The 13,840-nt window shown below is 60.6% G+C and carries 17 protein-coding genes and 1 tRNA gene; 13 read left to right on the plus strand and 5 right to left on the minus strand.

Annotated features, from left to right (window positions below; all coding sequences use genetic code 11):
- From ACXWUF_RS08750 to ACXWUF_RS08805, 12 genes are all read left to right on the plus strand, one after another.
- On the plus strand, nucleotides 1-461 hold a 461-nt coding region (locus tag ACXWUF_RS08750), incomplete at its 5' end, for a type II toxin-antitoxin system VapC family toxin (RefSeq protein WP_458494286.1).
- Between the two features lie 119 nt (nucleotides 462-580).
- Nucleotides 581-832, plus strand: coding sequence for a hypothetical protein (locus ACXWUF_RS08755; protein WP_458494287.1), 252 nt, complete (start codon nucleotides 581-583; stop codon nucleotides 830-832).
- Between the two features lie 26 nt (nucleotides 833-858).
- Nucleotides 859-981: a hypothetical protein gene (locus tag ACXWUF_RS08760; protein WP_458494288.1), complete on the plus strand. Its 123-nt coding sequence runs from the start codon at nucleotides 859-861 to the stop codon at nucleotides 979-981.
- A 248-nt stretch (nucleotides 982-1,229) separates the two neighbouring features.
- Nucleotides 1,230-2,006 carry a hypothetical protein gene (locus ACXWUF_RS08765; protein WP_458494289.1) on the plus strand — a complete coding sequence of 259 codons (777 nt, stop codon included), beginning with the start codon at nucleotides 1,230-1,232 and terminating at the stop codon, nucleotides 2,004-2,006.
- Between the two features lie 399 nt (nucleotides 2,007-2,405).
- Complete coding sequence (locus ACXWUF_RS08770; protein WP_458494290.1) at nucleotides 2,406-2,693, plus strand: hypothetical protein; 288 nt, start codon at nucleotides 2,406-2,408, stop codon at nucleotides 2,691-2,693.
- Complete coding sequence (locus ACXWUF_RS08775) at nucleotides 2,690-5,029, plus strand: AAA family ATPase (RefSeq protein ID WP_458494291.1); 2,340 nt, start codon at nucleotides 2,690-2,692, stop codon at nucleotides 5,027-5,029. Before ACXWUF_RS08770 ends, ACXWUF_RS08775 begins: the two co-directional genes overlap by 4 nt.
- A complete protein-coding gene (locus ACXWUF_RS08780) occupies nucleotides 5,026-6,537 on the plus strand; it encodes a phage replication initiation protein, NGO0469 family (RefSeq protein WP_458494292.1) in 1,512 nt (503 codons plus the stop codon). Before ACXWUF_RS08775 ends, ACXWUF_RS08780 begins: the two co-directional genes overlap by 4 nt.
- Before the next feature lie 8 nt (nucleotides 6,538-6,545).
- Nucleotides 6,546-6,935, plus strand: a complete 390-nt coding sequence (locus ACXWUF_RS08785; protein ID WP_458494293.1) for a hypothetical protein — start codon at nucleotides 6,546-6,548, stop codon at nucleotides 6,933-6,935.
- Complete coding sequence (locus ACXWUF_RS08790) at nucleotides 6,932-7,408, plus strand: putative PDDEXK endonuclease (RefSeq protein ID WP_458494294.1); 477 nt, start codon at nucleotides 6,932-6,934, stop codon at nucleotides 7,406-7,408. Before ACXWUF_RS08785 ends, ACXWUF_RS08790 begins: the two co-directional genes overlap by 4 nt.
- 25 nt (nucleotides 7,409-7,433) lie before the next feature.
- Nucleotides 7,434-7,835 (plus strand): DUF5681 domain-containing protein, encoded by a 402-nt coding sequence (locus tag ACXWUF_RS08795; protein ID WP_458494295.1) that lies wholly within the window; start codon nucleotides 7,434-7,436, stop codon nucleotides 7,833-7,835.
- The gene (locus ACXWUF_RS08800) at nucleotides 7,822-8,076 is read left to right on the plus strand and encodes a hypothetical protein (RefSeq protein ID WP_458494296.1); all 255 of its coding nucleotides are present in this window, start codon (nucleotides 7,822-7,824) and stop codon (nucleotides 8,074-8,076) included. Before ACXWUF_RS08795 ends, ACXWUF_RS08800 begins: the two co-directional genes overlap by 14 nt.
- Nucleotides 8,073-8,381, plus strand: a complete 309-nt coding sequence (locus ACXWUF_RS08805) for a hypothetical protein (protein WP_458494297.1) — start codon at nucleotides 8,073-8,075, stop codon at nucleotides 8,379-8,381. The genes ACXWUF_RS08800 and ACXWUF_RS08805 overlap by 4 nt, the downstream gene beginning before the upstream one ends.
- 146 nt (nucleotides 8,382-8,527) lie before the next feature.
- On the opposite strand, the gene ACXWUF_RS08810 is transcribed toward ACXWUF_RS08805, so the two are convergent.
- Nucleotides 8,528-8,602, minus strand: a tRNA-Val gene (locus ACXWUF_RS08810).
- A 235-nt stretch (nucleotides 8,603-8,837) separates the two neighbouring features.
- Between ACXWUF_RS08810 and ACXWUF_RS08815 the strand changes: the two genes are divergently transcribed.
- Entirely contained in the window at nucleotides 8,838-9,422 is a 585-nt protein-coding gene (locus tag ACXWUF_RS08815) for an acyltransferase (RefSeq protein WP_458494298.1), read from the plus strand.
- Nucleotides 9,423-9,438: 16 nt separating this feature from the next.
- Here ACXWUF_RS08815 and ACXWUF_RS08820 read toward each other — a convergent pair whose 3' ends face one another.
- From ACXWUF_RS08820 to ACXWUF_RS08835, 4 genes are all read right to left on the minus strand, one after another.
- Nucleotides 9,439-9,741 (minus strand): DUF3240 family protein, encoded by a 303-nt coding sequence (locus ACXWUF_RS08820; RefSeq protein WP_458494299.1) that lies wholly within the window; start codon nucleotides 9,739-9,741, stop codon nucleotides 9,439-9,441.
- Entirely contained in the window at nucleotides 9,738-10,166 is a 429-nt protein-coding gene (locus ACXWUF_RS08825; protein ID WP_458494300.1) for an acyl carrier protein, read from the minus strand. The genes ACXWUF_RS08820 and ACXWUF_RS08825 overlap by 4 nt, the downstream gene beginning before the upstream one ends.
- A 720-nt stretch (nucleotides 10,167-10,886) precedes the next feature.
- Nucleotides 10,887-12,524 carry a SulP family inorganic anion transporter gene (locus tag ACXWUF_RS08830; RefSeq protein ID WP_458494301.1) on the minus strand — a complete coding sequence of 546 codons (1,638 nt, stop codon included), beginning with the start codon at nucleotides 12,522-12,524 and terminating at the stop codon, nucleotides 10,887-10,889.
- 240 nt (nucleotides 12,525-12,764) lie between these two features.
- On the minus strand, nucleotides 12,765-13,103 hold the full coding sequence (locus ACXWUF_RS08835; protein ID WP_458494302.1) for a HigA family addiction module antitoxin: 339 nt from the start codon (nucleotides 13,101-13,103) through the stop codon (nucleotides 12,765-12,767).
- Nucleotides 13,104-13,840: the final 737 nt, after the last annotated feature.

Raw genomic sequence — 13,840 nt, forward strand, 5'->3', positions numbered from 1 at the left:
ACGGTGGAGGACATGCGGCGGGAGGCGAGGTATTGATGGCCCGCTATCTCGATACCAGTGTGCTGGTGCCGCTCTACGTCGAGGAGTCCCGTTCCAGCGACGTGGAGCGCTGGCTGGCCGGGTTGGGCAGTATGCCGTTGATGGTTTCGCCCTGGTGCGTAACGGAGTTTTCCAGCGCCTTGGGTCTCAAGGCGCGGCGCGGGGAGTTGAGCGGGACCGATCTAGCCAAGGCCGTGGCCGGGTTCCGGCGCTTCGCTGGACAGCGGGCGCGGATGGTGGAGGTTGTGGCCCAAGACTTTTACCGGGCGGGCGAACTGTGCGACCGCTGGCAATTGGGCTTGCGGGCGGGGGATGCGTTGCATTTGGCCGTGTCCGAGCGGCGCGGCTTGACCGTCTGCACCCTGGACCGGGGCATGTGGACGGCGGCGCAAGCCTTGGGGCTGACTTTCGAGACATTTTGATTCCCGACCCGGCGGGGGGATTGCCGGTAAGCCATGGATGGTTTTAGCGGGGCTGGCTGGTGCTTGGACCCACCGGCCAGTCCCTTACCACAAACCGACCTACCAGAGAGGTTCGATCCATGGCTACAGCCCATTCTACAGGGGATTTCAGCCCCGCCCACGCCATCGCCGATGATCTGATTCGCCGCGTGGCTCCATTGGCCGCGCATAGTGACGTGCCCGTCACCCTGCCCCTGTTCAAGCTGCGCGCCCTGCTGGCGGAAGCGGCGGCGTCTGCGGCCACCCCCACAGCACCAGCCACCCCCAGCTTCGCGACTCTGACCCCGAGGAAGCGCTCTTTCGGCGTTGCGCCGCCGCCGCGTCCGCTCTGAATGCCCTTCGTGAAGCCATCCGACCCATGGATGACTTTAGCCCCAAGTGCGTAAATGGTTTGATTGATCTTGCTGAGATTGTCGGCGATTACTTGGAGGACGCGACCGAGCGGTACAACCGCGATTGCCTGGAACGGATGCCGCCTTGAGCCGGGCAAATGAAATCGAGGTAACTGGGCTTGAAACCCAACAACCTGCAATCCACCGACCCTCGCGAGCGTGCGGGAGGCCGCGCTGAATTACTCGATTTGGTTGAGGCGGAATATATCCGCTTGTATCCGGTATTGAATTGATCCTTATGGCCGCGCCTAGCCAGTCGCGAGGCGAATAGCGGGATTCCTTCACCCGTGTGGCGCGGTTTCTCTTTTGAAGGATTTTGGCCCGGAAGGAGGGCGGTATGGCTATTCCACATTGGTCTTTTGATGGGTTTGTAACATATCAAAGTATATCGGTCGAATTACCTGAAAATATTCAGGATGAAATTGCACGATGGCTTCGCATTGAAGGGGTAAATAACAAAGAAAAGCGCGAAAACGTTCAATGGTTTATCAAGGCTGCAAATCGAGGGGCGTCTGGTTATCTTTCTTTAAGGGGTCCGATATTTAGTTATCCAATACATGGCGGGCCATCAACCGACTATATTCCAATTCCAATAAATAGCCAGAAGAGTAAAAACAATAAGACATCAAAGACTAACGCAGCTTTTGATTTAAGTTCCACTGAGTTTCCATCAAAAGCAAAGATTAAAGAGAATATGGCGGAAATCGTCCGTACTGCCAATGAGTTACTTGAAGCATTGAATGGGCTTAGTCCAATAGTCGATCACGAGCTACGAACCAGAATGTCCACCCCTAAATTAAAACTGGTTTATGGAGTGGGGTTGGTTTTGGATGAACTGATTTATGCCGCTGGCGAAATAACGGCGCTGGCGGACGAGATGCCGAATCACCGATTGGAAAATGATGATTGGGTCATACTGATCTGGCCCCTAGTCGAAGCATGGCGAGCCAAGTACGGAAAGCCGCCCCCACAGTCCGATACGGGGCCATTCGTTGACGCAGTGACAGAGATATTGCGGTGGCTGAATCAAGAACATGGGGCCGGATTGCCGGATAACGGTTCTAGCATCAAGGGGTGGGTTAAGGACTATTTAAACCCTAAAGTCAAGGGATAGAAGGGAGGGAATTTCTCATCCCTTCTATCCCTGTTGTGCGGCTTCCATACCGTTGAATATTGGGTTCCGGTCTACGGCAAACCAACGGAACCCAACATGGAACACTCAAAACCCCCGCCGCCCCTTGCTTTCACAATCGCCGATTTTTGTAAGGCGCACAGTTTTAGCAAAGCCCAATACTACAACCTTAAAAAGGACGGAAAAGCCCCGAGAGAGTTTCGCGTCGGGAGGAAACCCCTGATAAGCGCAGAGAGCGCCGCCGAATGGCGGAAGCGCATGGAGGCGGAACCGAACGCGGCGGGAGCATAAGTTATGTGCCCGCCAAAATGGAGAAGGCCGGACAGTGTTCAAGCACCGCCCGGCCTTACTGAGAACTGCACCAACTCAACTGGTGACGATATGTATTTTACCCCTGGAATTGGGGAAGGGGCGGGTATTGCCCGAAATTTTCCCATATCCCCCGGCCCGGCCTGGACGATCCGCCGCGCCGTCATCAATGCCCGCCGCGACTGGCACATTTCCCGCTGGGCCGCTGATCTTCTCTTGGGCCACCTCGCAACGGGCCGCGTTCTCCCCCTGGACATCCACCGGGCGCTTTGCTGGTGCCTCGTCCTCGACATCGACGCCGGGCGCTTGCGGGCCATGCCCGCCGAGGAAGCGGCGCGGGCGCTGGGTGGCTGGATATGATCGACCTCGCGCCCAACCTCGCCGAAGCCCGCCGGTTCCTGGAAGTCCTGGACGAAGGCGCGGAAGCGTTCACCTTCCAAACCTTCGACGATGACAAGGACCGCAAGGCCCGTGGCATGGAAGAGGCCAAGCAGCGGGGGGAGAAAGACCGCGACCCCTACGCACGCATACTGCACGGCACGCTTGAGCAGCACGCCGCCAAGCTGACCGAGTTGCAAGCCCACGGGGCGGGCGTGTTCGTCATGGTCCAAGAGGGCGACGGCCACGGGCGGACAAATGCGAATGTGACCCGCATCCGGGCCGTGTTCATCGAGGATGACGGCGACAGCGCGGGGCGTGAGTACCCGCTTGAACCTCACCTTATCGTCGAATCCAGCCCCGGAAAGCGGCACGTTTACTTTTTGGTCGATGGGCTGACCGTTCCAGAGTTCCGGGGCGTTCAAGAGCGCCTGATTGCCGATTGGGGCAGCGACAAAAATGCCAAAGACCCGGCGCGTGTGCTGCGCGTCCCTGGCTTCTGGCACTTGAAGAACCGGGCACAGCCCCATCAAGTCCGCATCCTGCACGAATCGGGATTGCCTCCCCACAGCCGTGACAGGCTGCTTGCCGCCTTCCCCCCGCTCGAAAAGCCACAGGCCACCCGCCCGCCCCGCCAGCATGGCGGCGACATCGTGGAAGGTGGGCGCAACGCCTACTTGACCACCCTGGCGGGCGCTATGCGGCGGCGGGATGCGTCCGAAGTCGCCATCTTGACGGGGCTGCTGGCCGAGAACACGGCCCGCTGCAATCCGCCGCTACCGGACGCCGAGGTTAAGGCCATTGTCCGCAGCGTGGGCCGCTATGAGGCCGCGCCACGGGTTGATAGCCCCATTATTCCGCACCAGCCGGAGCCAATCGGCGCAATCAACATCCTCGATTGGAGCGCGGCCCACCGTTTCCAGGGCGAGCCACCGGAACGGGAATGGCTGGTGCCGGGCAAGTTCCCTCTCGGGAAGCCCGCCTTGCTGGCGTCTGCCGGGGGCGTGGGGAAATCCTTCCTTCTGGTCGAACTGGCGCGGGCCGTGGCGGGGGCTATGGCGTCGTGCGCCCTGGGCGACATCGAGTCCCACGGGGCGGCGGTCGTGCTGTGCGCGGAAGATGACGCCATCGAGATTCACACCCGCCTCGCCAGCCTGGGGGCGATCCCCGAGCGGCTGTTTATCATACCCTGCCCCGACGCGGGCGGAACGCCCACCCTGTTCACCTTGGACGAGCGGGGCAGGCCGACCACCACCCCGCACTTCCGGTCCCTGGCCGAACAACTCCGCAGCATCCCCGACTTGCGGCTGTTCGTGCCCGACCCTCTGCAAGCGCTGTGCGGCGGGCTGGATTTGAACCTCCCCCAGCACGCGCAGCACGTCTGCAACGAACTGGCCCGCCTTGCCGCCGAGACCGGCGCGGCGGTCATCGTCTCCCACCACTTCCGCAAGTCCGGCGAAATCGCCACCCCAGAGCAAGCCCGCGAGGCGATCCGGGGAACCGGCGGGTTGGTGGACGGGGTTCGTTCTGTCTACGCCCTGTGGCCCGCTGGCGAGGACGACGCGAAGAGCCGTTGCCGCGCCTTGGGGGTGGAGTGGCAACGCGGGCGGGTTGTGATGGGCGGTATCGTGAAGGCCAACTTCGGGGCGGATTTGGCGCTCTCGGTGCTGGTGCGGGAGGACAGCGGCGTGTTGCGGGATCGAAGGGCGGAGCTTGGCTTGCTGACTCCCAGCCGCCACGACCTGCACGCAGGGTTGTTGGAGGCCGTCGCGCTGGCGGCGGCAAACCGGCAACCGTTCACTAAGACCGGGCAGGCGGGGCTGTTCAATCGCCGCCATGAGTTGCCGACGGGGTTCCACTCGGTAGCAAGGCACAAGCTCGAAGCGCTGGCCCAAGACCTGCTGAACGCCGGGAAGATGGTTCAGTGCCGCTTGAAGCCGGGCGAAAAACCACCGGGCACATGGTTGGATATTCCGGGCGGCGGGGTGGCTCAGGAGTCCGAGCGCTTCCTAAAAGCCGACCTACCGCCCCCAGAGAAACACCCCACGGAAGACCCGCCCGAGCGTTTCCAAAACCGTTTCCAAGACCCCCCATTTCCAGCGTTTCCAATGGAAACGCCCAATTTTGGAAACGCAGAATATGAGGCAAATCAATCACTTAACCATTTCCACGTTTCCAGAAAAACCGATGGTCTGGAAACGCAAAACCCCCTTATAAATCAAGCGTTTCCAGATTTCCAAAAACCTATCCCCCTAAAGGGGGAGGGAAGCGTTCCACTTTCTGGAAACGCTTCCCGCATTATCGAGGGCGGGTTATGAGCGCCGCCACCGTACTGCAAAAAGCTGGTGCCCATGGCCTGACTCTGTGGGTTGAAGGTGAGCGGTTGCGCTACCGGGGAGAAGCTGACGCCGTTCAAGCCCTGCTGCCCGAACTCGCGGCAAACAAGGCCGAATTGCTGGTGCTTCTGCAACCCGCCCCGCCGTCCGCTCCTGGCCCCGCGCCAGCCCCGGCCAACGATCCGGCACCAGCCCCACCCGCAAAAGGGTGGAATTCCACCCAATTGACCGGCAGCGCCAACCCCAAGGCCAAGCCCGCATCTGCCCGCCCGCTGAACGATGCGGCCCTGGCGGCGCTGGTTATCTCGACCGCCCTTGCCCATGGCGTGGACCCGACCGACGCCTGGTTCTGGCTCGACCAGGGCGACATTGAAGCGCTGCGGGCGGGCGATGAGGCGCACATTCAAGCCTTCCCCGTGGCCCTGGCGTCCGCCGTGGCCCTTGGGCAGCTAACCCCGTCCGGCCACGCCATCACGCCTCCCTTCCGCCCTCGCGCCATGGGCGAAACGGAAAGGCACGTCGTGACGTGCGGTGGCTGCGCCCACTTCCTGCCCGACCGGGTGGGCGACGGGCGCGGAATCGGTGGCTGTGCGGTGGGCGGTCCTGCCACGCCCGCCCGCTATCCCAACGTGCCCCGAGTGTGCCGGGCGTTCAAGGCGGCACGGCCACCGCCCGAACCCACTCAAGACCGAACCCCGACCGAACCCGACCGAGACCCGAACCCCCTTTTCATTTCAGTTTGCGAGGATGCAGATATGGGACTTACCTTGACCGATTCCGGCGATAGCTTTGAACTGGCACCAGCGGGCACCTACGCGGCGCGGTGCTTCAAAATCCTGGACCTGGGCACCCAGCGGGTGACGTGGCAGGGCAGCGAGACCAGCGCCAAGAAAATCTTGCTCATGTGGGAACTGGCCGACCCCGACGCCCGCATGAGCGACGGGCGACCGTTCATCATCTCCAAGCGCTACACCGCGTCCTTGAACGAGAAATCGGCGCTACGGAAGGATCTGGAAAGCTGGCGGGGCCGACCCTTCACGCCGGAAGAACTCCGGTCCTTCGATGTCGCCAAGCTGTTGGGCCAGCCGTGCATGATGTCCATCCTGCATGTGGACAAGGCCGGGCGGACCTTCGCCAACATCTCCGCCTTGATGAAGCTGCCACGGGGCTTGCCGCTGACCGAGGCCGCGAACGAACCCGTCGCGTGGGACTTCGACAAGCCGGATTGGGATGTCTTCGAGAAGCTTTCCCCCCGGCTACAGGAGGTGTTGACCAGCACCCCGGAATATGCCCGCATCCCGAACGGACCCAAGGCACCCCCGGCGAATACCGCGCCGTCCACCACCCCGGCACCAGCCCGGCACGCCCCGCCGCCCGTAGCCGGATGGGAGCATTTGCCCCCGGCGTCCCGTCCGTCGGCACTGGCACCGCCCCCGGCACCCGCGCCAGCGGGCGGGGTGGAAGACTTCGACGGCGACATCCCGTTTTGAGGCCCGCCATGATGTCCCGGCAAGAACACTGCAAAGCGCTGGACGCCGCCGAAGCGCGGTTGATCCTGCTGCGGGAAGTCGCGGCCGGCCTTGACCGGCACGGCGCGGGGGATGGAAGCCCCGCCCGGCGGGTGCTGGCGGAGCGGCTGGCGGATGAAACGGCGGCGTTTGTCCGGCTGGTGCGGCTGGACCCCGGCCCATTGGCCGACCGCCCCGCCGTGGTCATCCGGGCCAATCCCGCCCCGCCCGAGGGTAGCCCCCTGGCCTGTTGGATCAAGGCGGGGCAACTGCGGACCAGGGCCAACCGTGCCGCCCGTCTGGGGTTTGGTGCCGTGGCCCGCGAACTCAACGGCAAAGCCGAGCAGGAGGCGCGATGGGCGCGGGCGTTAGAGCGGTGAAAACCAAGGCCACCACCAGGGCCAAACCCATCAACAGCCGGGCCAAGGGCGCGGGCGCTGAACGGGAGTTCTCCCGGCTGGTGTTCGATCATTTGGGCGTGGCCCTGGCGCGGAACCTGGAACAGAGCCGCAAGGGCGGGCATGACCTTCTCCCCACGGGTGAAGGTCCGGTTTCCTTGACGCTGGACGCCTACGCCATTGAAATCAAGAGGTATCGGGCAATTACCCCCGCCCTGTTGGCGGGCTTCTGGCGGCAAGCCACCGAGCAAGCCGAACGGGCGGGCAAGGTGCCCGTGCTGGCCTTCCGGGAGGACCGGCAGGAATGGCGCGTGCTATTGCCCCTCGTGGCCCTCAACGCGGAAGTGTTCGGCCCCTGGCCGGGGCTGGATTGGACGGCGGCGGTATCGGTCCCGGCGTTCTGCTGCCTGATTCGGGAACGAGCGGCGGGCGGGAGTGAGCCGGGCCGCGCCTGAAAGATCAACTTGGAGAACAGCGAGCATGGCCTTCGAAAAAGGAAAATCCGGCAACCCCAAGGGACGCCCGCCCGGCTCATCTCTCTCAGGAAAATTACGGGAGGCCGTGGGCAAGGAATTTGACGCCCTCCTGGCGGCAGTCATCAACGCGGCCAAGGCGGGCGACATGAGCGCCGCGTCCCTGTTGCTGGCCCGCGTGGTTCCGGCAGTGAAGCCGATTCAGGAGCCGATCCGGCTGGACATCCCCGGCGATACTCTGACCGAAAAAGCCGGGGCAATGCTGGACGCCGTGGCCCGTGGCGACCTTGCGCCGATGGACGCAAAAGCCTTGCTTGATGGGCTGGGGGCCGTCGCCAAAATCACCGAGGTGGATGAACTGAAACGCCGCATTGAGGCATTGGAGGAAAGGGCACATGGCCGGGCTTAGGTTGCGGCTTGAATGGTTGGAGGGCTGTTTCAGCGACAAGGGCGGGTTCAACCCACACGCCGAGCGGGAACTCACCGCCCTGGTCGTGAAGCGGATCGACGGCCCCCTGACCGGCGAGGAACACGCGAGGATGTTGGGGTTGGGGTCGGGCATTTCTGAGCCGCTACCGCCAGCGGAGCAAGCGGCGCGGCTGGAACGACTACGGCGTAGATGGGGACTGAGCGGGGAGGTTTCGCCATGAGAAGCCTGGAACGGCGGTTGGAGGCATTGGAAGCCAGCGCCCCCAGAGACCGCTACGACGTTCGGGATATTCCCGACCACGACCTAGAGCGCCTGCTTTGCTTTCACGCCTACCTACTCACGGAACGCCCCTTCACGGCGGAAGAGGAAGCCGAGTGGCTGGCCCTGGCCGCAAAGCACATCGAGCCACCGGCAGACAGGTGGACGCTAAGCGAGTGGCGGGCGGAGTTTGGGGAGATTCGGGCGGACCCGGCGCTTATGGCAGAGTTCGGGGCGCTCCACTTGGAGCGGTTCATCCCCTCCTGACGTGCTGGTGCTGGTGCAGCCGATGCCCCCAAACGGCAGGCACAAAAAAACCGGGCTTAGACCCGGTTCTTTTTTCTGGATTCCGTGCGGATTCCGTATCGGTATTTTTACGTAGCGCCGAATCCGACTTAACCCGTTGATTTATTTGGTGGGCGGTACAGGATTTGAACCTGTGACCCCTGCCGTGTGAAGGCAGTGCTCTACCGCTGAGCTAACCGCCCGGAATTCGGGGACGCAAAGGATCGTATTTCTTGCGGCGATTGTCAACCAATACATTGCCCCGCTCCCCGATCCGGGCCTTTCCCAAGCCAGCCTATTCCCAAACCTTGGCGCAAAAGATATGGTATCGACGGCGATGCCAAGCCACATCAAGTGCGCGGGACCGACAGCGCAAGCCCCCCGCCCGACAAGTCATCACCATGATTCAAGCTTCTAGGAAATCCCCGGATATTCTTCATGATTAATATCAACGACCAAGGCCAGAATAATTATATCGAGATCGACCAGGGCTATGAGATGGGCAGCTTCAACCTGTTTATTGAAGGCAACAATAATAGAATCATATTCCGCAAGCCTTTGGATATTTCTCCGGCCACCCGCGTGGACATATGGGTATCCGGCGACAAAAACAAAATTTCTGTCAATTCCATTTTCGCCAACCAGCTCACCATCCATTGCGTCGATGGCCTGCGATGCGCGATAGCCAAGCGCACCAGCATCAACGGAGCCTATATCGCCTCCAACGAGCCATCGAGCGTACACATTGGCAGGGATTGTCTGTTCGCCACCGAGGTCAAGATATATCCCACCGATTTTCACAAGATTTTCTCCAACGGTCAGCGAATCAATCCGCCCGAACCCATTGTGATCGGCGACAGGGTTTGGCTGTGCGAGAGGGCGATGGTGCTGAGCGGGGCCGTCATCGGGAATGGCTGCGTGATTGGTGCCGCCGCCGTCGTGACCGGCCAGATACCGAGGCGTTCGGTGGCCGTCGGCAACCCGGCCTATGTGGTGAGATCGGACATTGAGTGGGGGCCTTGAGGCTGGGTGGCGGCGCTCAAACCCGGCCCTGTTCGATCACGGGCGACACCCAATAATGGATTCCCGCGCCCGCGAAGTCACGGTTCAGCCGCTCGACCAAGGGTCGCCATTCCGCTTCTGGCAGATGCATCTCGAAACGCACCTGCCGCTTCCGGCCACTGACCTGCTCGGCCAGGCTGAGTCCCCCCTGCCGACTGGAATGGCCGTTCACCGGAAAGCTGCTGAATCCATACTCCGGCTTGAACTCCAATAGCCAATCCACCAGCGGCTCCTCCAGGCCGGGCGAGGCAATCAGGGTGAACAGTATGCCGCCGGTCATAACCTTCTTCTCCGCGAGGCGCCCACCGGGAGATGGCCCGCGACATATTCCACCACCTGCCGGAAAGTCAGCAGCCTTTCCGCTACGTCATCGGGAATCGCCACCCCGAGTTCCTTCTCGACATCCAGCACGAACCCCTGCGCCGCGAGGGAATCCAATTCGTCCAAGCGCCAATCGGCGACCAGGCGGTCGTCGGGCCGGAGCCTGCCGATGTCTATCGGCACATAACGAGCCAGCAGGGCGTGCAGCTTCTCCGCCACCGCCACTTGTTCCCCCAGGAAAAAGAACGACGCGAACTCCTCGGTTTCCAACGAGGCCCGGTCGACATGAAAGGCGCCCAATCGGTGCCTCCGCCGGAACTGGTCGAGCAGGAAAGCCATTAATATCCCCATCGCTAACAAGGCGACAATCAGCCAGTTATCCATCGCGAGAAACCTTCGCATAAGTAATTATGTTTAAGCGTATTTTCCTTGGCATACGCGCAAAGCCGACCTGCGGACCAACAACCACTCCGTTGAGGCCACCGCCCGCCGAAGCCTCAACCACAGCACTTAGCCCAATATAGCTTACCCTAATCCAAATTAGCTAACCGCACATTCAACGTCTTTCCCGCAGGCGTTCCACCTGCCCGACACGGCTTGAGCCGGACGCCCGCCCTCCCCGCCCGCCGCAAGCGCCTCCCAAGGCTCGCGGCGCGCTCGGACATGGCTCCAGAATCTCCCAGGTTTACCCCGCTGTCGGAAGCGCAATCGTGGCCGATCTTGTGGGTGCTAAGTTTTCGGCCAGAAGCCGGATAGTTTAAGTTAGCGGCGGTCCCTTCGCCGCCTTATGTTCCGCGCAAGGACCATGGCCGACTGAATTCGGCGGTCGTGGTGGGGTGATCCATATCGAGCAATCGGCATCACCGGGGGAGTGTCGGCCTGGATCGAGGCGGGAGAAGCCAATGGCTTACGGAAAAATGGGGGCCGGATTATGCCGAAGGCGGTGCCCGAACCACCAGCGCCGTCTTATGGCCAACAGCCTGGAAGACGTGCTTCCGATTGATCGGCGAGCCGTCGGCGGACGTAGCCCGTGTGAAGCGCGGCGGAATATGGATGGGTATTCCGTGCCCCAATCATCCCGGTTTTTGCGGCGCTTCATTCGGGCTACGCCGACTGTTTGTTGATACGGGCCGCCAATTCGTGATCCCCGTAGGCGTCATGGTCGGCCAACCCATGGATTTCGCAATAGCCACCGCGCTCCAGGTAGTCGGCGCGGAAACGGTCGATGAACTCCATCACCGTATGGTCGATCAGGTAGGCGTCGGACAGGTCGAAGACGATGGTTTTACCTGCCGATAACTGCGCCAATTCGCTTTTGAGCGAGATGAAATTGGAGAAGAGCGCCGATCCTTGGACCCGGATGACGCAGGTGTCAGGAGCGGGCCGCTCTACTCGGTAAGAAATCGCCAGCAGGTTCCGCAGTGGCACGCCCCGCCCGACATGGAGCAGCAGCTTAACGGCGATGCCGATTATCACCCCGGCCAGCAGGTTGGTGGCAAGCACGCCCAAAATGGTGATCACGAACAAAGCCAATTGTTCCCGCCCTAAATCGAGGGTTCTAGCGAAACCGGCGGGCGAGGCCAGCCGGAAGCCGGTGTACACCAGCAGCGCGGCCAGGGAAGCCAGCGGAATGGTGTCGATCAGGTGCGGCAGGGCTGCTACGAACAGGAGGAGGAACGCGCCATGGAAGAAATTGGACCAGCCCGTCCGGGCGCCGCTGTCGATGTTGGCGGAACTGCGGACAATCTCGGCGATCATCGGCAAGCCGCCGATCAACCCCGCAAGCGTGTTGCCGACGCCCACCGCCAGCAAATCCCGGTTCAAGTCGGAATAGCGCTTGGCGGGGTCGAGCTTGTCCACCGCCGCCGCGCTGAGCAGCGTCTCCAAGCTGCCCACCAGGGTGATAGCCACCACGCTTTCCCAGAAGGCGACCGTGGCAATCTTGGAAAAGTCGGGAAAGTAAAGGCTCGCGGCCAGGCTATCGGGAATCGACACCAGAAAATCCGGGCCGATCGCCAAATCCTTGGGCACCATGAAATCGCCTTCTGGACGCAGGTGGTCCAGGCCGAACAGATGGCCCAACGCCATGCCTGACAGGACGACCAGCAGCGGGGGCGGGATTCTTTTAAGCAGCGGATGCCGCAGCAGAGGCCAGCCGATCAGAATAGCCATCGCCACCAGCGCGATGAGGGCGGTTTGCGGGATGAAGAAGGCCAAGGCGTGGGGAAGCTGGGCGAGGCTGGACAACATGCCGCCATCGGCGATTTTCACGCCCGCCATCACCGGCAGTTGCTTCGCCATAATGATGATGCCGATGGCCGCCAACATGCCATGCACCACCGAAGCGGGAAAAAACGCGGCCAAGCGCCCCGCTTTGTAAAAGCCTAAGAGGATTTGCAGCACGCCGGACACCACAATGGCCGCCAAGGTGCAGCGGTAGCCGGTCATGGCGTCGCCTTGGCCGAGGGATTGCACCGCCGCTAGGATCACCACGATCAAACCAGCGGCGGGGCCGGTGATGGTGACATGGGAACCGTTGAGGCGCGACACCAACAAGCCGCCGATGATGGCGGAGAGGATACCCGCCATGGGCGGAAACCCGGAGGCCACAGCCACCCCTAGGCTGAGCGGCAGCGCGATGAGGAAAACCAGGAAGCCAGCGGCAAAATCCTGGCGCCAGTTGGCCTTGAATCCGTCCAGGCCGGTATGTGGTACGGAAGCTTGCGGTAAGGGGTTTCCCATGGTTTCTCCGAGTTGGGTTGCGTTGGTTTTGGAAGGATGGGTGCCGTCAATTCCTGGACGGCGTTGAAGGGCGTGAACGGTGGGGCGGCGGGCCGTTTATGCTTCGCTGCCCTTCGACAAGCTCAGGACAGGCCACATCCGTATAGAGCGCGGTGGAATGCGGGTTTTTCGCGCTTTGATTATCCCGGATTTGGGGCGTTTTATTCGGGTTGCTCTGGTCGCCCTAGAACCGTTGGCGAATCATCCTCGATTAATCATCAATTCAGGTTGAAACGGCTTTATCCGTGCCAAGATATCGGCGATGGAATCCTTGATTTGCTCGGTATCGCAATGGGTTTGTAGGGTTATCCAGCTTTGGGCGTCGGTGTCGAAGAATACGGTGAGGCGTAGGGCTGCGTCGGTGCTAATGCCCCGTTTGCCTTGAACGATTTCGTTGATACGGCGCGGCGGTACGCCTATCGCTTTGGCTAGGGCGTATTGGCTAATACCGAGAGGCTTTAGAAAGTCTTCGTTGAGGATTTCGCCGGGGTGGGATAGGGGGATTTCTCGCATGGTTGGTTGCTTAAGATTGAGGAGCATAGCCTACATTTGTTTCAATAGGATTTGAAGATTTTCCGTTTCGATTGTTCACAGGCTTCATTGTAGTTCATCTAGTCTAGATGCTCTTAACACGGCGCACACTTCAGTCAGCGTAACCGGAATGGTTTCGTGGTTTTTTAACATAGTGGGCTATGGTATTTTGACTGGGCCTCCAAGTTAGAGCTTGCAAATAACAGAACTATGGAGCCTAATATTTGAACTTTCTGTATGCAATCGACTATAATCCCAACCAGCTTGATATTGGTATTGACACAACCTTGAAATTGACCTCACTTTTGTTTAGATGCGATGCCGAATGAATATATTTATGATCCCGCAGAACACCGCACAAAGCACTGTGGAAGGTCGCCTCAGGCTCACTTTATTACAGACGGAAGAACTAACAGAGGGATATGACCATCAAATCTTTCAAAAAGCGATGCCCAAATCCTCTTAAGAAGCGGAGTCTCACATTTTGAAAACGAAGATGATGCACATCCCTCACGCATTTATGCGGTTCATAATGGGGTAATCTACGAGGCGCGGCCTACAATGCCTGGAATTTCTTACCATGGCTTTCCATGGCGCGGTAGACCAGGACATAATCGCCTGCCAAGAGCTATAAAGCGTGAATTAGAAAATCATGCACGCCAACAAGGATGTTTGGATGAATTCAAATCATGGTTTAACAAATATGAGTGCTGAAAAAATCTTGAACATAACCTATTCACCTGACC

It is taken from the genome of Methylomagnum sp. (assembly GCF_054333355.1).

Excerpts from the sequence above, each read along its gene's own strand:
- ACXWUF_RS08755 (WP_458494287.1), top strand. The coding sequence starts at position 581 with ATGGCTACAGCCCATTCTACAGGGGATTTCAGCCCCGCCCACGCCATC.
- ACXWUF_RS08760 (WP_458494288.1), top strand. The coding sequence starts at position 859 with ATGGATGACTTTAGCCCCAAGTGCGTAAATGGTTTGATTGATCTTGCT.
- ACXWUF_RS08765 (WP_458494289.1), top strand. The coding sequence starts at position 1,230 with ATGGCTATTCCACATTGGTCTTTTGATGGGTTTGTAACATATCAAAGT.
- ACXWUF_RS08770 (WP_458494290.1), top strand. The coding sequence starts at position 2,406 with ATGTATTTTACCCCTGGAATTGGGGAAGGGGCGGGTATTGCCCGAAAT.
- ACXWUF_RS08775 (WP_458494291.1), top strand. The coding sequence starts at position 2,690 with ATGATCGACCTCGCGCCCAACCTCGCCGAAGCCCGCCGGTTCCTGGAA.
- ACXWUF_RS08780 (WP_458494292.1), top strand. The coding sequence starts at position 5,026 with ATGAGCGCCGCCACCGTACTGCAAAAAGCTGGTGCCCATGGCCTGACT.
- ACXWUF_RS08785 (WP_458494293.1), top strand. The coding sequence starts at position 6,546 with ATGATGTCCCGGCAAGAACACTGCAAAGCGCTGGACGCCGCCGAAGCG.
- ACXWUF_RS08795 (WP_458494295.1), top strand. The coding sequence starts at position 7,434 with ATGGCCTTCGAAAAAGGAAAATCCGGCAACCCCAAGGGACGCCCGCCC.
- ACXWUF_RS08800 (WP_458494296.1), top strand. The coding sequence starts at position 7,822 with ATGGCCGGGCTTAGGTTGCGGCTTGAATGGTTGGAGGGCTGTTTCAGC.
- ACXWUF_RS08805 (WP_458494297.1), top strand. The coding sequence starts at position 8,073 with ATGAGAAGCCTGGAACGGCGGTTGGAGGCATTGGAAGCCAGCGCCCCC.
- ACXWUF_RS08815 (WP_458494298.1), top strand. The coding sequence starts at position 8,838 with ATGATTAATATCAACGACCAAGGCCAGAATAATTATATCGAGATCGAC.
- ACXWUF_RS08820 (WP_458494299.1), bottom strand. The coding sequence starts at position 9,741 with ATGACCGGCGGCATACTGTTCACCCTGATTGCCTCGCCCGGCCTGGAG.
- ACXWUF_RS08825 (WP_458494300.1), bottom strand. The coding sequence starts at position 10,166 with ATGGATAACTGGCTGATTGTCGCCTTGTTAGCGATGGGGATATTAATG.
- ACXWUF_RS08830 (WP_458494301.1), bottom strand. The coding sequence starts at position 12,524 with ATGGGAAACCCCTTACCGCAAGCTTCCGTACCACATACCGGCCTGGAC.
- ACXWUF_RS08835 (WP_458494302.1), bottom strand. The coding sequence starts at position 13,103 with ATGCTCCTCAATCTTAAGCAACCAACCATGCGAGAAATCCCCCTATCC.